Below are 18,706 nucleotides of genomic sequence, written 5' to 3' on the forward strand. Positions count from 1 at the left end.
GCATCGCCACCCGCTACGACCGCTGCCCGATCCTATTCCTCTCGGCCTGCGCTCTGGCCGCGACCGTCATCTATTGGTTGTGAGTCCTGACTCTAAGCTGCCGACGGTTCCTTTGCGATCGTCGACCTCCAAATTACGGCTGCAGCCAGTCCTTGTCTGGCCGAGCGAGTTGCCGTGCGTTGTTGTAGGCCATGTCCAGGGTCAGGCATGTCGAAGCACGGTAATGGTCGCCAAACAACTCCACCGTAAGGGCTAAATCGGCAACTTTGGGATTGCTCAGGCAAATTGGCAGCAAGAGCTGTATTCGGCCTTTATAGTATTGCGGAATAGCCGTTTTATAGTTGCGCTTTACCCTGATCTTGAAAGAGTCAACAGCACCGCTTAGGAAGTTACGAAGTGCAAAAGCATCGAGGGTATTGTATGGAGTAGGAAATCTTTCGCGGTTATCTTCAATGATGTGATCTAGGTTTACCCTTAGCTCTTTGCGCGGGTCGAAAATCAGTAGTTCTGGGTTGTCGTAGTATTGGGCCAAGTCGGGCAGTGCAGAAAACCGTGAAAGCGCGTGCGAACTACGCTTTTCCCATCCTTGAAGGAACCATTTCTGGCCGGCAGTCTCCCTTTTGTTTGGCTCGAACACTGCATATATTTCTTCCTGGTTATTGGTAACAAGGCCAGTGTTGAAGCAAAGGTGTAGGCCGTCCGGACTAATGGCAATCTTGCGCTCTTCAACCAGCCGCCTGTAGGTGTAAACAATATAGTTTGTCAGGACCGGGTTAGTGCGATCGGTTTGGGCGTTCTTGTAATCCCAATCTTCGTCTTCAGCCAATTCGGCCAAGTCTGTGAGGCCTTCTTGATATCCGCCTACGAAAGCTAGTTTGAGAAGGTCGGGTGGGAATTCGTCGAAGTCACTGTCCATTCTTTCGTTGCTCCGCGGATTTCGCGCTTGAAGTTCAGCGTTTAGAAGGGTTTCGTATCCAAGGGACTTTCCGTCTCTAATAGTGCACTTATATCCAATCTGTCACCCCCGCGGCGCGTTCCTCGGCGCATGGCCGATCCGGGGACGTCCTATGGATTACCTCGCAAACTTCTTGTACTTCACCCGCTTCGGCTCCACCGAGTCCGGGCCGAGGCGGCGGATCTTGTCTTCCTCGTAGGCCTCGAAATTGCCCTCGAACCATTCGACATGGGCCTCGCCCTCGAAGGCCAGGATATGGGTGCAGAGGCGGTCGAGGAAGAAGCGGTCGTGCGAGATGATGACGGCGCAGCCCGCGAAATCCTCCAGCGCCGCTTCCAGCGCCTGCAGGGTTTCCACGTCGAGGTCGTTGGTGGGCTCGTCCAGCAGCAGCACGTTGCCGCCGGATTTCAAGAGCTTGGCCATGTGGACGCGGTTGCGCTCCCCCCCGGACAACAGCCCCACCTTCTTCTGCTGGTCGCCGCCCTTGAAGTTGAAGGCCGAGCAATAGGCGCGGGAGTTCACCTCGGCGTCGCCGAGAACGACGATGTCGAGCCCGTCCGAGATTTCCTCCCACACGGTCTTGTTCGCGTCGAGCGCGTCGCGGGACTGGTCGACATAGCTCAGTTTCACCGTGTCGCCGAAGGTGATGGTGCCCTCGTCGGGCTGTTCCTGGCCGGTGAGCATGCGGAAGAGGGTGGATTTGCCCGCGCCGTTGGGGCCGATCACGCCGACGATGCCGCCGGGGGGCAGCGCGAAGGAGAGATCCTCGATCAGCAGCCGGTCGCCATAGCCCTTTTTCAGCCCCTCGACCTCGATCACCTTGCCGCCGAGGCGGGGGCCGTTGGGGATGATGATCTGCGCACGGGAGAGTTTTTCGCGTTCCGACTGGCTGGCCAGTTCCTCATAGGCCTGGATGCGGGCCTTGGATTTGGCCTGGCGGGCCTTTTGGCCGGCGCGGATCCAGTCGAGTTCGCGTTCCAGCGTCTTCTGCTTGGCCTTGTCCTCGCGGGCCTCCTGGGCGAGGCGCTTGGATTTCTGTTCCAGCCAGGCGGAATAATTGCCCTCGTAGGGGATGCCGCGGCCGCGGTCGAGTTCCAGGATCCAGCCGGTGATGTCATCCAGGAAATAGCGGTCGTGGGTGACGATCAGGATGGTGCCCTTGTAGTCGATCAGGTGGCTTTGCAGCCAGGCGACGGTTTCGGCGTCGAGGTGGTTGGTGGGCTCGTCCAGCAGCAGCATGTCGGGGGCTTCGAGCAGCAGCTTGCAGAGCGCGACGCGCCGGCGTTCGCCGCCCGAGAGGGTTTCGACCGGGGCATCGTCGGGCGGGCAGCGCAGCGCCTCCATCGCGACGTCGATCTGGCTGTCGAGATCCCAGAGGTTCTCCGCGTCGATCTGGTCCTGGAGGGCGGTCATCTCCTCCATCAGCTCGTCGGAATAGTTCTCGGCCACCTCCATGGCGATCTCGTTGAAGCGGTCGATCTTGGCCTTCTTGCCCGCGACGCCCAGCATGACGTTCCCGCGCACGGTCAGGGTCTCGTCGAGCTGGGGTTCCTGCGGCAGGTAACCGACGCGGGCGCCCTTGGCCGCCCAGGCCTCGCCCGAGAAGTCCTTGTCCCAGCCGGCCATGATGCGCAGCAGAGTGGATTTCCCCGCGCCGTTGACGCCGACGACGCCGATCTTGACCCCGGGCAGGAAGTTCAGGCGGATGTTCTCAAAGCACTTCTTGCCGCCCGGATAGGTCTTGGAGACGCCGTCCATGTGGTAGACATACTGGTAGGAAGCCATCGGGAACCGCCTTTGTGGGGTGAGTGTCTGGGTTGGGGCGTGACATAGCGACTCCGGGGGGCGAGGGCAATGTGGGGCGGTGCCAACGGGGACAACGCCTGCCTGACATTACGCGTCCGGTCTCGCGATTGCGGCCCTGTCGCCGGTCACCCGAAGGACGTGATCCAGCTCTCGAGCAGGTCCGTCTGCAGACGCCGGGCGCGGGTGATCCAGCTTTTGCCGCCTGCGGGGTTCTCGAGTTCCTGCGGGCCGAGATGCGCCCGGCGCTCGGTGTCGGCGGCGAAGATGGCGAAGGCAAGCTCGCGCCCCGAGGGGAAGGTGACATAGCCCGCCAACCCCGAGACGAAGTTCAGGGTGCCGGTCTTGGCGCGGATCGAGACCGGATGATCGTAAAGCGGGCGGCCCTTGGCGTCGCGCAGATAAACCTCTTTCATCAGGCCCTTGAGCCGGGCGTCGGGGGCGACCGCGGCCAGCATCCGCGCCATCTCGACCGCGGTCAGCCGCGAGGCGTCGCCGAGGCCCGAATGGTCGACGAAGCGGGCCTTGCGCGCGCCGCTGCGCGCCGCGAGCCATGCCGCCATCGCCTGCCCCGAGTCGGTCAGCGTCAGCGGGTGCCCGCCGCGGGCCAGCGTCGCGGCAAGCCCCACGGTCTCGGCGGTCATGTTGGTCGAGAATTTCATCATGTCGCGCAGGATGTCGGTCAGCGGCTCGCTGAGATGCCGGGCCAGCACTGTGCCTGTCACGGGGGCCGCCGCCTCTTGCGGGCGGGGCAGGGCGATCCCGGCGGAACGGGCAAGGGTGTGGAACACCTCGGCGCAGTACAGCGCGGGCTGGCGCACCGGCAGCCAGCGCGCGCCGCCATTGCCCAGCGCGCCCTGGGCCACCGTCCATTCATCGACGCCGCCCTTCGAGGAATAGGTGTAGACCGGCCCGGGACGGTCCACCACCTGCATCCGCGCGACGTTGACCTGCGGGGCAAAGCGGCGCGCGCGGGCGTCCAGCGTGACGTCATAGCCCGCGCCCTCGCGCTTCCACTCGAAATGCACGCGGTTGAAGTTGAGGTTCAGCCCCGACACCGCCGGGTTGTAGCCGACATGGGGCGGCTGGGCCGGGTCGATCGCGGGCAGGCGGGGCAGGTCGCCGGCATGGAACAGAAACCGCCCCGTCACCTCGCGCAGCCCCGTTGCACCCAGCCGCGCGGCCAGATCGCCCAGCATGTCGGTGTCGAGCGTCGGATCGCCGCCGCCCGCCAGCACCAGATCGCCCAGCAGCCGCCCGTCCACCACCGGTCCGGTCGCCAGCACCTGCGTGGCGAACCGGTGATCCGCCCCCAGCGTTTCCAGTGCGTAGAGCGCGGTCACCGATTTCGCGACCGAGGCGGGCGGCAGGCCCAGCACCGGGTTGCGCAGGTCCAGCATCTCGCCCGTGGCGGCATCGGCCACGGCATAGGCAAGCTTGCCATCCAGCCGGGCGCGGCGGATCAGCGCCTCGGCCTCGGCAGCCTGACGCTGCCGTTCGGGCCGCGGAACGGGGCGCAGGCTGCGGGCCAGCGGCCCGGCCAGCGCGGGAGAGGCCGCGCCCGCCATCAGCGCGGCCAGAACCCAGCGCCGGGACAGGGGGCTTGGGGGCATTGTCATGGGCAGGAGTGAAGCAAATCGGCCGGTTCCGGGCAAGTCCGCAGATCCGGCGGGTCAGGGGGCGCGGTGCCACTGGCCGCGGGCGCGGATCTGGGACGACGAGATGTCGATCAGCGGCAGGTTCAGATAGCACCAGGCGGGCGGGGGATGGGTGGCCAGGCTGCGCGCGCGCGCGGCCGGCAGGCGGTGGCGCGCATAGGCCAGCGCCGCACTGGACTGGCGCTGCGCGATGCCGTGGCCCGGGCGGGCCAGCACGCCCACGGGCACGGTGTCGAGGATGGATTGCCAGCGGTCCCAGCGGTGAAAGCTGGCCAGGTTGTCCGCCCCCATCAGCCAGACGAAATGGACGCCGGGGTAAAGCGCCTTGATCCGGGCCAGCGTCTCGGCGGTATAGCGGGTGCCGATGCGCGCCTCGATATCGGTGATGGTCACGCGGGGGTGGTGCATGACTCGTTGTGCCGCCGCGATCCGTCGGGCCATCGGCGCGGGGCCTTCGGCCTTGAGCGGGTTGCCGGGACTGACCAGCCACCAGACGGCATCCAGCCCGAAGCGTTTCAGCGCCTGCCGGGTGATGTGGGCATGGCCCTCGTGGGCGGGGTCGAACGACCCGCCCAGAAGGCCGATGCGCTGGCCGGCCACGGCCCTTGGAAACCCCGCTCTCATGTCCCGCGCATATCCTGTCGGCCCGCCGCAGGGAAGGGGCAAGGCTGGACGCCGCGGATGCCGGGCCGGAAACGTCACGCGATGTCGGATTCGGCCCTGCACGCGGCGCCCGGGGGCGTTAGCAGGGAAGGGTCATGCGCCTGATGATCTCGTTCGCCGCCCTGTTCCTGTCGATCATCCTGCTGCAACTCGCCTCGGGGGGCGTGGGGCCGCTGGATGCGCTGTCGGGGCTGGCGCTGGGGTTTACCACGGCCGAGGTCGGCCTGCTGGGGTCGGCGCATTTCCTGGGCTTCTTCATCGGCTGCTGGTGGGCGCCGCGGCTGATGGGGACGGTCGGCCATTCGCGCGCCTTCGCCGCCTTTACCGCGCTGGGCGCGATGGGGCTGATGGCGCACATGATGGTGGTCGGCCCGCTGGCCTGGGCGGTGATGCGCGTGGGCATCGGGCTGTGCGTCGCGGGCTGCTATACGGTGATCGAGGCCTGGCTGAACGCGCGGCTGACCAACGAGACCCGCGGCCGGGCCATGGGTATCTACCGGATCGCCGACATGGGCGCGTCGCTGGCCGCGCAATTGCTGATCGCGGTGCTGCCGCCCGCCGCCTATGTCTCGTACAACCTGCTGGCCATCATCTGCTGTGCCGCGCTCTTGCCGCTGACGCTGTCGCGGCTGCGCCAGCCCGAGACGCCCGAGGCGCCGCGGCTGCGGCCCGGTCTGGCGCTGCGGCTGTCGCCGCTGGCCACGGCGGGGGTGATCGTCGCGGGTCTGACCTCGGCGGCGTTCCGCATGGTGGGGCCGGTCTATGGTCAGGAGGTGGGGCTGGCCCCCGACCAGATCGGGCTGTTCCTGGCGGCCTTCGTGGGCGGGGGGGCGCTGGCGCAGTACCCGGTGGGCTGGCTGGCCGACAAGATCGACCGGCGGCGGGTGCTGGTCTGGCTGTCGCTGGCCGCCGTCGCCTCGTGCGGGGTGACCGTGGCGGTCTCGGACGGGGGCGCGGTGGCGGTTTTCCTGGCGGCGGCGCTGTTCGGCGCGGTCAGCTTTCCGGTCTACTCGGTCGCGGCGGCGCATGCGAACGACTGGGCCGACAGCGCCGAGCGGGTGGAACTGTCGGCGGCGCTGATGTTCTTCTACGCGATCGGGGCCATCGCCTCGCCGCTGGCCGCCTCGGGCCTGATCGAGCGGTTCGGGCCCGAGGCGCTGTTCTGGCTGATCGGGGCGGGCCATGCGGGGCTGGTGCTGTTCGGGCTGGCCCGGATGCGCAGCCGGCCCAGCCTGGGTCCGCGCACGGCCTATGTCTGGACGCCCCGTACCTCGTTCCTGATCGGCCGGCTGACCCGTGCAAGCCGCGAGAAGGGCGACCCCGAGAGCCGCTAGCCATCGCCCGGCCCTTGGGCTAAACGGGGCGCCGACGCTCGCAAGAAGGCAGGCCCATGGCACGCATCCTGATCACCTCGGCGATCCCCTACATCAACGGGATCAAGCATCTTGGCAACCTGGTCGGCAGCCAGTTGCCCGCCGACCTCTATGCCCGCTATGGCCGCGCCCGCGGCCACGAGGTGATGTTCCTGTGCGCCACCGACGAACACGGCACGCCCGCAGAACTGGCCGCCGCCAAGACCGGCGAACCGGTGGCCGGGTATTGTGCGCGGATGCACGCGGTGCAGGCGGACCTGGCGCGGGGGTTCCGGCTGTCCTTCGATCATTTCGGGCGCTCGTCGAGCCCCCAGAACCACAAGCTGACGCAGTATTTCGCCGGGCGGCTCGCAGAGAACGGCTATATCGAGGAGCGGGTCGAGCGGCAGGTCTATTCCAACGCGGACAAGCGGTTCCTGCCCGACCGCTATATCGAGGGCACCTGCCCGAATTGCGGCTACGACAAGGCGCGCGGCGACCAGTGCGAGAACTGCACCAAGCAACTGGATCCGACCGACCTGATCGCGCCGCGCTCGGCGATCTCGGGGTCCACCGATCTGGAGGTGCGCGAGACGAAACACCTCTACCTGCGACAGTCCCTGATGAAGGACGAGCTGGAGGCCTGGATCGATTCCAAGACCGACTGGCCGATCCTGACGACCTCGATCGCAAAGAAATGGCTCAATGACGGCGACGGGTTGCAGGACCGCGGCATCACCCGGGATCTCGACTGGGGCATCCCGGTGAAGCGCGGCGAAGAGGACTGGCCCGGCATGGAGGGCAAGGTCTTCTATGTCTGGTTCGACGCGCCCATCGAATACATCGCCGCCGCCGCCGAATGGGCCGAGGCCCACGGGCGGCCCGCCGCCGACTGGCGGCGCTGGTGGCGCACGGACGAGGGCGCGGCGGATGTTCGGTATGTGCAATTCATGGGCAAGGACAACGTGCCCTTTCACACGCTGTCCTTTCCGGCCACGATCATGGGCTCGCGCGATCCGTGGAAGCTGGTCGATTACATCAAGTCGTTCAATTACCTGAACTATGACGGCGGCCAGTTCAGCACGTCCCAGGGCCGCGGCGTCTTTATGGACGACGCGCTGGAGATCCTGCCCTCGGACTACTGGCGCTGGTGGTTGCTGAGCCACGCACCCGAAAGTTCGGATAGTGAATTCACCTGGGAGAATTTCCAGGCCTCGGTGAACAAGGATCTGGCCGATGTGCTGGGCAATTTCGTCAGCCGCGTGACCAAGTTCTGCCGTGCGAAATTCGGCGAGGCCGTGCCCGAGGGCGGCAGCCTCGGCGACCGCGAGACCGAGCTGATCGATGACCTCTACATCCGCATCCGCGCCTATGAGGCGCATATGGAGGCGATCGAGGTGCGCAAGGCGGCGGGGGAATTGCGCGCGATCTGGGTGGCGGGCAACGAATACCTTCAGGCGGCCGAGCCCTGGACCGCGATCAAGACCGATCCCGAGGAGGCCGCGACCATCGTGCGGTTCTCGCTGAACCTGATCCGGCTTTACGCGGTGCTGTCCGCGCCCTTCATCCCGGATGCCAGCGAGACCCTGCTGAAGGCGCTGAACACCGATGGCGACTGGCCCGACGACCTGCCCGCCGCGCTGAACCGTCTGGCGCCGGGCCATGCCTTTGCCACGCCCGACATCCTGTTCCGCAAGATCGCCGACGAAGAGCGCGAGGGCTGGCAGGCGCGGTTCGCGGGCCAGCGGCGCTGAGGGGGCAGGGGGCGGTTCCCGCCCCCGGGGACCGCGCGGCGCGTGGCCGCGCGGCGCCTCCGGCGGGAGTATTTTCGCCAAGAAGAACCGGGCGGCCTTAGCCCGGCTGGCGCACCACGTAGACCGAGCAGTCGGAATGGCGCACCACGCGCGCGGCATTGGGGCCGAGCAGGTAGTCGCGCAGGTCCGGCTTGTGCGATCCGATCACGATCAGGTCGGTGCCCGCCTCGTGCGCGGCGTGCAGGATTTCCTCGTAGGCCTTGCCGGTCGCGATGATGTGGCGGACGGCGGTGTTGGCCTCGGCGCCGATCACCTCGATCACGAAATCATTCAGGATCTTCCGCGCCTTGGCCACCGCCCGGTCATGGAAATCCTTGTCGAAATACTGGCCGACCACGCTCATCCCGAAATCGGGGACGACGGTGATCACGTCCAGCCGCGCGCCGTCGAGGCGGGCGAGCCGTTCGGCCACGCGCAGCACCTCGCGGTCGACCTCGGGCTGGCTGACATCGATGGCGGCAAGGATCGAGGTGGTGGTCATGCGGGGACTCCCTCGCGCTGAAGGCGGCCGCGTTGCAGCCAGGCGACTCCGGCCAGCAGCAACAGCGCCGGCAGGAACATCAGTTCCTGCGGAAGCTGCGGCCGGGGCACCCGCAGCGCCGCGATCCGCACCGGATCATCGCCGTAGAAGTCGAAGCCCTGCAGCGTCGTGGCAAAGGGCGTGCCGAGCATCGGTTCCTCGAGCGTAATGGCGTCGTCCATCTCGACGGGCAGGAGGCCGGTGGCCTGAAGCCGCGCGGCGCCACCCTGTTCGTCGCCGACGGTGATGGCGAGGCTGGTTTCCTTGGGCGACAGGGTGACGTAATCGGGCCCGGCCACCCGGATGCGGATCGTGTCGCCGGGCGCGGCCTCGGCCAGCGCCTGTTCCAGCTGGGCGGGCGGCAGGTCCTCGAAGGGCGGCTGCAACTGGTTCATGAAATAGTCGGGGCGGAACAGCATGAACGCGATGAGCACCAGCGCCACGCTTTCGTGGATGCGGTTCTTCGTCAGGAACCAGCCCATCGTGCCGGCGGTGAAGACCAGGATCGCCACGGTCGCGACGACGAAGACGAGGATGCCCTGCACCCAGGTCACGTCGATCAGCAGCAGATCGGTGTTGAAGATGAAGACGAAGGGCAGGGCGATGGTCCGCAGGCTGTAGAAGAAGGCAGTGATCCCGGTGCGGATCGCGTCGCCCCCCGAGACCGCGGCGGCGGCGAAACTGGCCAGCCCCACCGGTGGTGTCACATCCGCCATGATGCCGAAGTAGAAAACGAAAAGATGCACCGCGATCAGCGGCACGATCAGGCCCGATTGCGCGCCGAGTTCCACCACCACGCCCGCCATCAGCGACGAGACGACGATGTAGTTGGCGGTGGTCGGCAGGCCCATGCCGAGGATCAGCGACAGCAGCCCCACGAAGATCAGCATCAGGACCAGGTTGCCGCCCGAGACGAATTCGACCAGATCGGCCATGACCTGCCCGATGCCGGTCAGCGTCACGGTGCCGACGATCACGCCCGCGGTCGCGGTGGCCAGCCCGATGCCGATCATGTTGCGCGCGCCGGCGATCAGCCCGGCGATCAGATCCACGGCCCCGGCCCGCGCCGCCGCGCCGATCTCGCGCCCGCCGCGGAACAGCGCCTTGAGCGGGCGTTGCGTCAGCAGGATCGCGAACAGCAGCGCGGTCGCCCAGAAGGCCGACAGGCCCGGCGATTTCTGCTCGATCATCAGGAAGTAGACCAGCACGATGATCGGCAGCAGGAAGTACAGGCCGGACTTGTAGATTTCCGACACGACTGGCAGGCGCACGTCCTCGGCGTTCGGATCGTCGGGTTCCAGGTCGGGGCCGGTGGCGGCCAGCGCCAGAAGCGCCACATAGGCGACGAAGACCGAGGCCGCCAGAACCCAGCCCGCGCCCTCGGGCACCAGCGCCACGACCCAGCCGATCGGGTATTGCACGAGGTAGCAGAGTGCCGCGAAGCCGACGAAGAAGGCGAACATGCCGCCCACCGTGCGGCCCAGCGACACCACGCGGTCGCCCAGCGTCGGCATGTTCCGCTTCACCGCTTCGAGATGTACGATATAGACAAGTGCGATGTACGAGATCATCGCCGGCAGGAAGGCGTGCTTGATCACCTCGACATAGGAAATCCCGACATATTCGACCATCAGGAAGGCCGCGGCCCCCATCACGGGCGGCATGATCTGGCCATTGACCGAACTTGCCACCTCGACCGAGCCCGCCTGTTCCGAGGTAAAGCCCACGCGCTTCATCAGCGGAATCGTGAAAGTCCCGGTGGTCACGACGTTGGCGATGGACGAGCCCGAGATGAGGCCAGTGGCGGCCGATCCGACCACCGCCGCCTTGGCCGGGCCGCCGCGCAGGTGGCCGAGCGCGCCGAAGGCCATCTTGATGAAGTAGTTGCCTGCGCCCGCCTTTTCGAGCAGCGCGCCGAACAGCACGAACAGGAACACGAACTTGGCCGAGACCCCCAGCGCGATGCCGAAGACACCCTCGGAGGTGATCCACATGTGGCTCATCGCCTTTTGCAGGCTGGCGCCCTTCCAGCGGATCACCTCGGGCACCCAGGGCGACGCGCCGAAGAAGACATAGACCAGGAAAATGGTGGCGATGATCGCCATGGCCGGGCCCAGCGCCCGGCGCGCGGCCTCGAACAGCAGGACCAGCCCGGCCAGCGCGACCCATTTGTCGGTGTTGTCGGCCAGCCCGCCCGACTGCACGATCTTGTCGTAGAAGACGTAGCCATACATCGCGATGAAGGCGCCAGAGGCGGCGAAGATCCAGTCCTGCACGGGGATGTGGCGGCGCGGGCTGGATTTCAGCGCGGGGTAGGCGCAGAAGGCCAGGAAGATCGCGAAGGCCAGGTGGATCTGGCGCGAATTGTTGATGATGTCGCCGGGCAGGATCACGTTGACCAGCGGCGAGGCCAGCGCGACCTGGAACAGCGACCAGGCCAGCGCGACCGCGGCGAGGAACAGGCCGACCGATCCGGCGGGGTTGCGGGCCCCGGAATCGGACGCGGCGACGAGCTCCTGGAGTTCCGCCTCGGAAAGGGCACGACCTCTTGCGCTGGTCTCGGCCATCGGCTCCGTTCTCCCCGCTGTGGCCGCTTTATCGTTGCGCGGCCTTGTCGTTCACCGGCGCCGTTTCCGCGCCTTGGGTGGAACGGGGCACGCCGCGGCGCCCCCCGTTCCTGGTTCGATAATGGCAGACCGGATTACTCGATCCAGCCTTTTTCGCGGTAGTAGCGCGCCGCGCCGTCATGCAGGGGCGCGGACAGGCCGTCCTTGATCATCTCTTCGGGCTTCAGATCGGCAAAGGCCGGGTGCAGGCTCTTGAAATCCTCGAAATCGTCGAAGACCGCCTTGACCAGCTGGTAGACTGCCTCTTCCGAGACATCGGTCGAACTGACCAGCGTGGCGCCGACGCCGAAGGTGGCGGTTTCCGAGTCATTGCCGCGATACATGCCGGCGGGGATGCTGGCCTTGCGGTAATAGGGGTTCTCGGCCACCAGCTTGTCGATCGCTTCGCCGGTCACGTTGACCAGCACCGAATCGCAGGCGGTGGTCGCCTCCTGGATGGTGCCCGAGGGGTGGCCGACGGTGAACACGATCGCATCCACCTGGTTGTCGCACAGCGCGGCGGATTGTTCCGCCGGTTTCAGTTCGGCCGCGAGGGCGAAATCGTCCACCGTCCAGCCCAGTTCGGCCATCACGATCTCGAACGTGCCGCGCGCCCCGGAGCCGGGATTGCCCAGGTTCACGCGCTTGCCCTTGAGATCCTCGAACGCGCCGATGCCGCTGTCGGCGCGGGCGACGACGGTGAACGGTTCGGGATGCAGCGAGAACACGGCGCGCAGACCCTCGAACGGCCCGTCTGCCTCGAAGTTCTCGGAACTGCCTTCAAAGGCGTGGAACTGCCAGTCGGACTGGACGACGCCGAATTCCAGTTCGCCCGCGCGAATGGTTTTCAGGTTGTAGACCGAGCCGCCCGTGGACTCGACCGAGCAGCGAATGCCATGTTCCTTGCGGCCCTTGTTGACCAGCCGGCAGATCGCGCCGCCGGTGGGGTAGTAGACGCCGGTCACGCCGCCGGTGCCGATGGTGATGAATTCCTCTGCGGCCACCGGGGCGGCCATCGCGGTCAGTGCGGCGGCGGCCGCGGTCAGTTTCAGTCGTGCGAACATCTGTTCAACTCCCTTGGTTGGGTTTGGGTTTCTTGGTCTCGGGTCACGCGCTCCAGAATTCCTCGAGGTGGTGGTTGCGCGCTTCCACCTCCTCGATCCGGGCCTTGCCGGCGGGCCCTGCACGGGCCGCCAGCATGCCCACGATCGTCTCGGCCAGCACCAGGCTGGCCGCGTAGGACGAAAAGAACTGCGGGCTGTCGGAGGGCAGGATAAAGCCCTGATCGGCCCATTTCAGCGCCGGGCAGGTATGGGTGTCGGTCATCACCAAAACATAGGCGCCGCGCGCGCGGCCCATCTCGGCGGCGCGGATCGCCCGGCGCGCGAAGGGCGGCTTGGTCAGCACTATCAGCGCGTCGTCGGCGGACAGGTCGGCCATCGCGGTCGCCAGCGAGGCGCCCATCCGCCCCGCAAGTTGCCAGTTCGGGGCGAAATAGCTGGCCGTATAGGCCATGTATTCGACGATTCCCGTGGACCCCAGCGCGCCGAACAGCACCACGCTGCGGGCCCGGTGAAGACGGTCGACCGCGGCTTCCAGCCGGGTGGGGTCGATCAGGCGGGTCATCGCCTCGATATTGGCCGCGCAGGCGCTGGCCTGCCGGGTCAGAAAGGGCGGCTGCCGGCCGGTCTCGGCTTCGGCCTGCAGGCGGCGGACCCGTTCGGAAAAGCTGACATAGCGCCGGCCGACCGCGTTGCGGCTGAGTTCGCGCATTTCCTCGTAGCTGGCGAATCCCAGCGCGCGGGCCAGCCGCGAGAAGGTCGCGGGCGCCAGCCCCGAGGCGGTCGAGATCGACCGGAGCGAGCGGGTCGCCACGTCGACCGGGTTGGTGGCCACGTAATCGGCCGCATCGCGCAGCTTGGCGCTGAGCTTGGCGTATTCGGCGGCGATCTTGTCCTCGATGGACGGCGTGTCCGGCATTCCACCCCCTGGAAGGAATCATTGAAACATAGCGTTTCAACCGTTTTGCTCGTTGTCAATTCCTGAAACGTCTGTTTCAATTTCCGCCTGAATGACCGACCGCGCGACTCGCGCCCCGAGGGTTGCCCCATGTCCCACATCTTTCCCCGCAATTCCCGTGCCGCCCTGCCGATGGTTGCCCGCGGCGAGGGGGTCTATCTGTTCGATACGGACGGAAAGCGCTATCTGGACGGCTCGGGGGGGGCTGCGGTGTCCTGCCTTGGCCATTCCGACCCCGACGTGACCGCGGCGATCAAGGCGCAACTGGACAGTGTGGCCTTTGCCCATACCGGGTTCTTCACCTCGGAACCGGCCGAGCGGCTGGCCGACCTGCTGATCGAGCACGCGCCCCACGGCATCGACCGGGTCTATCTGGTCTCGGGCGGGTCCGAGGCGATGGAGGCGGCGCTGAAGCTGGCGCGGCAGTATTTCATCGAGACCGGCCAGCCCGGCCGCCACCGGGTGATCGCCCGGCGGCAAAGCTATCACGGCAACACGCTGGGCGCGCTGGCGACGGGGGGCAACATGTGGCGGCGCGAACCCTTTGCGCCGCTGATGATCGAGACCAGCCATATCGCACCCTGCTACGCCTATCGCGGGCAGGCGCCGGGCGAAAGCGAACGGGAGTATGGCCAGCGCGTCGCGGACGAGCTGGAGGAGGAAATCCTGCGCCTCGGGCCCGAGACGGTGATGGCCTTCGTTGCCGAACCCGTGGTGGGCGCGACGGCGGGCGCGGTGCCGCCAGTCGCGGGGTATTTCCAGAGAATCCGCGAGATTTGCGACGCTTACGGCGTGCTTTTGATCCTGGACGAGGTGATGTGCGGGATGGGGCGCACCGGCACGCTGTTCGCCTGCGAGCAGGACGGCGTGGCGCCCGATATCGTGATCATCGCCAAGGGGCTGGGCGCGGGCTATCAGCCGATCGGCGCGATGCTGTGCTCGGGCGCGATCCACGACGCGATCGCCGCGGGCTCGGGCGCCTTCCTGCACGGGCATACCTATATGGGCCACCCCGTCGCGGCGGCCGCCGCGCTGGCGGTGCTGACCCGGCTGACCGCGGGCGGGCTGGCGGATCGGTCCCGGGTGATGGGCGAGCGGCTGAACGCGGCGCTGGAGGCGGGTTTCGGCCAGCACCCCCATGTCGGCGACATCCGCGGCCGGGGTCTGTTCCGTGCGCTGGAATTTGTCGAGGACCGCGAGACGAAGCGGCCCTTTCCCCCGGAAAAGGGCCTTCACAAGCGGCTGAAGGCGGCGGCGTTCGAGGCGGGACTGATCTGCTATCCGATGGGCGGCACCATCGACGGGCGGCAGGGCGACCACGTGCTGCTGGCGCCGCCCTTCATCCTGGAAGACGCCCATGTCGACGAGATCGTGGACAAGCTGGGCACCGCGATCGCGCGGTCGATCTGACGGGCAATCTGGCCCGCCGCGGCAGGGAATCCTTGCCCGCGGGCCGCGGCGGCGCATGATGCAAGCCATGAGGGACGCGGGACATCCACGGCGCAGCATCGGCCATTCGACCAACATGGTGGGGCGCTCGCCGGACTGGCTGGCCAGTGCCGGTTTCAACGACGCGCCCGAACCCCTGCACATCTGGGGCGTGCGCGAGATGAACCCCAGCCTGTTCGCCATGCTGGACCGGGCCGGGGATCCGGCCGAGGCGGGGGCGGCGTTCCTGGCCTACATGATGGCGATGTTCGGCATCGACCCCGAACAGCGCGACGAGGGTGCCGGGGGGCGGCGCTTTCGCGCGTCCTTCCTGCGGCTGATACAGGGCTGGAGCTTTGACAGCAACGGCCCCGAGGGCGCGGTGCTGAAGGGCTGGGTCGAAAGCCGGTTCGGCCTGTGCCCGTCGTTCCACAAGGCGATCATCGACGAGGCCGCGGGCCCCGCCTGGGCGGCCTATGTGGACGAAAAGATGGCAAGCCGGTTCCACGCCAATGCCATCTGGGTGCAGCTCGACCTGCTGTTCGAGTTCTGCCAGTGGGCGGTCGCGCGCTTTGCCTTTCCGGGCCAGACGCATCTGACGCTGTTCCGCGGGGTCAACGCCTTCGACGCGCATGGCATCGCCGAGTGGACCGGGGGCCGCGGCGCGGTGGTCCGGCTGAACAACCTTGTCTCGTTCACCTCGGACCGCGAGGTGGCGGATTGTTTCGGCGACCGGATCCTGACCGTCCGGGTGCCGCTGTGCAAGGTGCTGTGGTTCGGCGGGCTGCTGCCCTCGCACCCGCTGCGCGGCGAAGGCGAGGTGCTGGCGGTGGGCGGCGATTTCCGGGTAAGCGCGGATTATGTGTAGGGCAAGGCCATGACCGGGACGGGTGTCGAGGACAGGGCGCTGGCCGCCTATCTGGGCTTTGCCATCGGCGATGCGCTGGGCGCCACGGTCGAGTTCATGACCGCGCGCGAGATCGCCGCGAAATACGGCACGCACCGCGAGATCATGGGCGGCGGCTGGCTGGGGCTGCGGCCGGGGCAGGTGACCGACGACACCCAGATGGCGCTGGCGCTGGGCTGGTCGATGCTGCGGGTGGGCGGGCTGGAGCCCCGCGATGTCTGCGAGGAATTCGCCGCATGGCTGCGCACCGGCCCTGCCGATGTCGGCAATACCTGCCGCCGGGGCATCCGCCGCTACATGCAGACCGGTACGGTCGAGGGCGCCTTTGCCGAGGGCGATGCCGGGAACGGCGCGGCGATGCGGGTGCTGCCGGTTGCGCTGGCGACGCTGGGCGATCCGGCCCGCGCCGCGGAGTGGACGCTGGCGCAGGCGCGCACGACGCATCACCATCCGCTGTCCGATGCCGCCTGCCAGACGCTGGTGCGCATGGTGCAGGGGCTGGTGCACGGGCAGGGGGTGCAGGCGGTGCGCGACGAGGCCGCGGCGCTGGTGGCGCGCCACCGGGTGTTCCGGTTCGATCCCTTCCCGGGGCAGAGCTCGGCCTATGTCGTCGACACGATGCAGACGGTTCTGCATCACTACATGGGCGCCGAAAGCTTCGAGGCCTGCGTGGTGGGCACCGTCAATCAGGGTGGCGACGCCGATACCACGGGTGCGCTGGCGGGGATGCTGGCGGGCGCGACCTGGGGGCTTGGCGCGATCCCGGCGCGCTGGCTGGATGTGCTCGACCCCGAGGTGGCCGGGGACATCCGGGCGCAGGTGCCGCGCCTGCTGGCGCTGGCGCGGGGCTGAGGCGGCGGTTGCCGGTCAGCCGAGGCGCCGGGCCATATCGGCCTTGCGCGCGATCATCCGGTCCGCCAGCACGGGCCGGCCGCCCATTCCGGCCACGGCCCGCCGGATCGCGTCGTCGGGCAGACGCGTCACCACCCGGATCGCCACCGTGACCGCGGCATCATCCATGTCGCCGAACAGGCGGGCGGCGTGCGGGTTGTCCGGGTCGGTGCGCAGCCGGTCCAGTTCGTCGACGGTGGTGCCGAACGCGCGGCCCTTGGGATCGCCGCTGGCGCGGTACTCAAGCGCCCCGCCCATGTCGAGCGTCAGCACCACCCCGCCCGCCACCCCCTGGTTGTCGCCATCGAACCCGGCCGCGTCCCAGTTCGCCGTCCAGGCATGCACCCCCAGCCAGCCCTGCGCCTGCCGCCGTTCGCCGGGGCTGAACCCGGCGATGTGGCGCTTGTCCAGATCGACGAAGGCGGTCGCCACCAGGGCCGGGTCGGTCATCGGCAGGTAGTTTAGCGTCGGCGCCCCCGCCAGGCGGTAAAGCCGCGCCGCGATCCGTTCGTTCAGGGCGTGCGCCGCGCTTTCCAGTTCCTTGACATAGATCCGGCGCCCAGCGCTGTCGCGGTAGAGGCCGCCGGGCGTGCTTCCCAGCCGCCCGCCGATCCGCTCCAGGTCCGCGATGTCGAGGGGGCCCTCGTCGGCCAGCGCCAGCGTCCGGCGCACGGCGGCCAGTTGCGAGGGCGTCTCGATCGCGCCCGGCCGCGCGCGGCGCACCGCGCGGATGGCCGCGTCGGGCGCCATGCCCAGTTCGGCCAGCAGGCGCGCCGCGATCATCCCCGCGCGGCCCAGCCCGCCCTTGCAATGCACCAGCACATCGCCGCCCCCGCGCAGGATGGCGCGGATATCGCGGCCATCGGCCTGCCATGCGGCCTCGAACGCCGGGGTCGGCACCGAGTAATCCGCGATCGGCAGGTGGCGCCAGTCAAGCCCCCGGGCCACAGACTCGGCGCCCAGATCGGGCACCTTCAGCGCCACCAGTTCGGCGGGTTCCACCAGCGTCAGCACAAGCCGCGCGCCCCAGGCGGCGATCGCGTCCAGATCGGTGGCCAGGTCGCGCGCCCAGGCCCCGGTGGCGGCGGCCGGGTCCTGCTTGCCGGGGCAGAAGGTGATGCCGATCCGGCCCAGGCCGGGGCCCGCCCGGACCTCGGCGATCTGAAGGGGGTGGGTCAGGCTTGTCCGTGACCGGGCCATTCCGTCATCCTGTTGCACAGGGGGCGTCGCGCCGTCACGATAGCGCCGCCCGCCGCGCCGCGCCATGGCGGGCTTTGCCGCTGTCCCGTTGGCGCTCAAATCAACCCAAGATTGATTCGCGACCTTGTCATTTCGCGCGGCGGTATTCGCTGCAACATCTGGTGGTTCACGCCGCAGATCCCGGCATCCCGCGCCAGTTGTCCACAAGATATTGCGTTACCAGCCAGCGCTGTCACGAAAATACTGCTTTACAGCCACCCCCTTTGGCCCCACCATATCTGGTAAGGGCTGGCGGGAAATTTCCACACCCTTGAGCAGGCACCTAAGCCTTGTAGGGTGCGCGCCCAGCAAGGCTACAACCGAAGAGGCCGGGCATGTCGCTTTCCGAAGATTTCCTGCATGGCGAGGACCTTCACCCCATCGACATCGTCGAACACCTCGCCGAACACCGCGACTGGGAGTTCGACCGGGTCACCGACGACCAGATCGCGATGGCGGTGACCGGGCAGTGGCGGACCTATTCGATCACGCTAGCCTGGTCGGGCCATGACGAAATGCTGCGGCTGATCTGCACCTTCGAGATGGAGCCGCCCGAGCACCGGGTGCAGGCGATCTACGAGACGCTGAACGCCACCAACGACATGTGCTGGGCCGGCGCCTTCACCTATTGGCACGAGCAGCGGCTGATGGTGTGGCGCCACGGGCTGATGCTTGCCCCGGGCCAGCCGGTCGCGGCCGAACATGTCGAGCGGCTGATCCGCACCGCGGTCGCGGCGTCCGAACGGTTCTATCCGGCCTTCCAGCTTGTCGCCTGGGGCGACCGAACGCCCGCGGATGCGCTGCAAGTCGCCATTGCAGAGGCCTACGGCCGCGCCTAACCTCGGCCCCCG

Annotated in this window: 15 protein-coding genes and 1 pseudogene; 7 read left to right on the forward strand and 9 right to left on the reverse strand. The window is 67.6% G+C overall.

What is annotated here, in order from left to right; all coding sequences use genetic code 11:
• Positions 1 to 83: pseudogene (locus EV655_RS09510) on the forward strand (IS5/IS1182 family transposase); the annotation flags it as partial.
• Between the two features lie 50 nt (positions 84 to 133).
• Here the strand turns inward: EV655_RS09510 and EV655_RS09515 are convergent.
• The 4 genes from EV655_RS09515 to EV655_RS09530 form a co-directional block, all read right to left on the reverse strand.
• Positions 134 to 916 (reverse strand): DUF3825 domain-containing protein, encoded by a 783-nt coding sequence (locus tag EV655_RS09515; protein WP_132544190.1) that lies wholly within the window; start codon positions 914 to 916, stop codon positions 134 to 136.
• A 156-nt stretch (positions 917 to 1,072) separates the two neighbouring features.
• Entirely contained in the window at positions 1,073 to 2,740 is a 1,668-nt protein-coding gene (ettA, locus tag EV655_RS09520; protein WP_132544192.1) for an energy-dependent translational throttle protein EttA, read from the reverse strand.
• Between the two features lie 146 nt (positions 2,741 to 2,886).
• Entirely contained in the window at positions 2,887 to 4,377 is a 1,491-nt protein-coding gene (gene dacB, locus EV655_RS09525) for a D-alanyl-D-alanine carboxypeptidase/D-alanyl-D-alanine endopeptidase (protein WP_132544194.1), read from the reverse strand.
• 54 nt (positions 4,378 to 4,431) lie between these two features.
• On the reverse strand, positions 4,432 to 5,040 hold the full coding sequence (locus EV655_RS09530; RefSeq protein WP_132544196.1) for a nicotinate-nucleotide adenylyltransferase: 609 nt from the start codon (positions 5,038 to 5,040) through the stop codon (positions 4,432 to 4,434).
• Between the two features lie 134 nt (positions 5,041 to 5,174).
• On the opposite strand from EV655_RS09530, the gene EV655_RS09535 reads away from it, so the two are divergent.
• Together EV655_RS09535 and metG are read left to right on the forward strand one after the other, a co-directional pair.
• The gene (locus tag EV655_RS09535; RefSeq protein WP_132544198.1) at positions 5,175 to 6,413 is read left to right on the forward strand and encodes an MFS transporter; all 1,239 of its coding nucleotides are present in this window, start codon (positions 5,175 to 5,177) and stop codon (positions 6,411 to 6,413) included.
• A gap of 56 nt (positions 6,414 to 6,469) precedes the next feature.
• On the forward strand, positions 6,470 to 8,185 hold the full coding sequence (gene metG / locus EV655_RS09540) for a methionine--tRNA ligase (RefSeq protein ID WP_132544200.1): 1,716 nt from the start codon (positions 6,470 to 6,472) through the stop codon (positions 8,183 to 8,185).
• Between the two features lie 97 nt (positions 8,186 to 8,282).
• Here the strand turns inward: metG and EV655_RS09545 are convergent, their stop codons facing one another.
• The 4 genes from EV655_RS09545 to EV655_RS09560 all read right to left on the reverse strand — a co-directional run bounded on the left by EV655_RS09545 (position 8,283) and on the right by EV655_RS09560 (position 13,351).
• A complete protein-coding gene (locus EV655_RS09545) occupies positions 8,283 to 8,726 on the reverse strand; it encodes a universal stress protein (protein WP_132544202.1) in 444 nt (147 codons plus the stop codon).
• Positions 8,723 to 11,332, reverse strand: a complete 2,610-nt coding sequence (locus tag EV655_RS09550) for a TRAP transporter permease (protein WP_132544204.1) — start codon at positions 11,330 to 11,332, stop codon at positions 8,723 to 8,725. Before EV655_RS09550 ends, EV655_RS09545 begins: the two co-directional genes overlap by 4 nt.
• Before the next feature lie 134 nt (positions 11,333 to 11,466).
• Complete coding sequence (locus EV655_RS09555) at positions 11,467 to 12,435, reverse strand: TAXI family TRAP transporter solute-binding subunit (RefSeq protein WP_132544206.1); 969 nt, start codon at positions 12,433 to 12,435, stop codon at positions 11,467 to 11,469.
• A gap of 43 nt (positions 12,436 to 12,478) precedes the next feature.
• Positions 12,479 to 13,351, reverse strand: coding sequence for a MurR/RpiR family transcriptional regulator (locus EV655_RS09560; protein ID WP_132544208.1), 873 nt, complete (start codon positions 13,349 to 13,351; stop codon positions 12,479 to 12,481).
• A gap of 129 nt (positions 13,352 to 13,480) precedes the next feature.
• Between EV655_RS09560 and EV655_RS09565 the strand changes: the two genes are divergently transcribed.
• The 3 genes from EV655_RS09565 to draG all read left to right on the forward strand — a co-directional run bounded on the left by EV655_RS09565 (position 13,481) and on the right by draG (position 16,577).
• Positions 13,481 to 14,800, forward strand: coding sequence for an aspartate aminotransferase family protein (locus tag EV655_RS09565; protein ID WP_132544210.1), 1,320 nt, complete (start codon positions 13,481 to 13,483; stop codon positions 14,798 to 14,800).
• A 67-nt stretch (positions 14,801 to 14,867) separates the two neighbouring features.
• A complete protein-coding gene (locus tag EV655_RS09570; RefSeq protein ID WP_132544212.1) occupies positions 14,868 to 15,686 on the forward strand; it encodes an NAD(+)--dinitrogen-reductase ADP-D-ribosyltransferase in 819 nt (272 codons plus the stop codon).
• Between the two features lie 9 nt (positions 15,687 to 15,695).
• Entirely contained in the window at positions 15,696 to 16,577 is an 882-nt protein-coding gene (draG, locus tag EV655_RS09575; RefSeq protein ID WP_132544214.1) for an ADP-ribosyl-[dinitrogen reductase] hydrolase, read from the forward strand.
• A 15-nt stretch (positions 16,578 to 16,592) separates the two neighbouring features.
• Here draG and EV655_RS18875 read toward each other — a convergent pair whose 3' ends face one another.
• Complete coding sequence (locus tag EV655_RS18875) at positions 16,593 to 17,816, reverse strand: cyclin-dependent kinase inhibitor 3 family protein (RefSeq protein WP_132544216.1); 1,224 nt, start codon at positions 17,814 to 17,816, stop codon at positions 16,593 to 16,595.
• A 374-nt stretch (positions 17,817 to 18,190) separates the two neighbouring features.
• Here EV655_RS18875 and EV655_RS09585 point away from each other — a divergent pair, with 374 nt between their 5' ends.
• Positions 18,191 to 18,694 carry a type III secretion system chaperone family protein gene (locus tag EV655_RS09585; RefSeq protein WP_132544218.1) on the forward strand — a complete coding sequence of 168 codons (504 nt, stop codon included), beginning with the start codon at positions 18,191 to 18,193 and terminating at the stop codon, positions 18,692 to 18,694.
• Positions 18,695 to 18,706 lie beyond the last annotated feature (12 nt).

Source organism: Rhodovulum euryhalinum (assembly GCF_004342445.1).
Lineage (GTDB): Bacteria > Pseudomonadota > Alphaproteobacteria > Rhodobacterales > Rhodobacteraceae > Rhodovulum > Rhodovulum euryhalinum.

Coding starts and splice junctions, on each gene's coding strand:
- EV655_RS09530 (WP_132544196.1), bottom strand. CDS start 5,040: ATGAGAGCGGGGTTTCCAAGGGCCGTGGCCGGCCAGCGCATCGGCCTT.
- EV655_RS09565 (WP_132544210.1), top strand. CDS start 13,481: ATGTCCCACATCTTTCCCCGCAATTCCCGTGCCGCCCTGCCGATGGTT.
- metG (WP_132544200.1), top strand. CDS start 6,470: ATGGCACGCATCCTGATCACCTCGGCGATCCCCTACATCAACGGGATC.
- EV655_RS09535 (WP_132544198.1), top strand. CDS start 5,175: ATGCGCCTGATGATCTCGTTCGCCGCCCTGTTCCTGTCGATCATCCTG.
- EV655_RS09560 (WP_132544208.1), bottom strand. CDS start 13,351: ATGCCGGACACGCCGTCCATCGAGGACAAGATCGCCGCCGAATACGCC.
- EV655_RS09585 (WP_132544218.1), top strand. CDS start 18,191: ATGTCGCTTTCCGAAGATTTCCTGCATGGCGAGGACCTTCACCCCATC.
- dacB (WP_132544194.1), bottom strand. CDS start 4,377: ATGACAATGCCCCCAAGCCCCCTGTCCCGGCGCTGGGTTCTGGCCGCG.
- EV655_RS09555 (WP_132544206.1), bottom strand. CDS start 12,435: ATGTTCGCACGACTGAAACTGACCGCGGCCGCCGCCGCACTGACCGCG.
- ettA (WP_132544192.1), bottom strand. CDS start 2,740: ATGGCTTCCTACCAGTATGTCTACCACATGGACGGCGTCTCCAAGACC.
- EV655_RS09545 (WP_132544202.1), bottom strand. CDS start 8,726: ATGACCACCACCTCGATCCTTGCCGCCATCGATGTCAGCCAGCCCGAG.
- EV655_RS09515 (WP_132544190.1), bottom strand. CDS start 916: ATGGACAGTGACTTCGACGAATTCCCACCCGACCTTCTCAAACTAGCT.
- EV655_RS18875 (WP_132544216.1), bottom strand. CDS start 17,816: ATGGCCCGGTCACGGACAAGCCTGACCCACCCCCTTCAGATCGCCGAG.
- EV655_RS09550 (WP_132544204.1), bottom strand. CDS start 11,332: ATGGCCGAGACCAGCGCAAGAGGTCGTGCCCTTTCCGAGGCGGAACTC.
- draG (WP_132544214.1), top strand. CDS start 15,696: ATGACCGGGACGGGTGTCGAGGACAGGGCGCTGGCCGCCTATCTGGGC.
- EV655_RS09570 (WP_132544212.1), top strand. CDS start 14,868: ATGAGGGACGCGGGACATCCACGGCGCAGCATCGGCCATTCGACCAAC.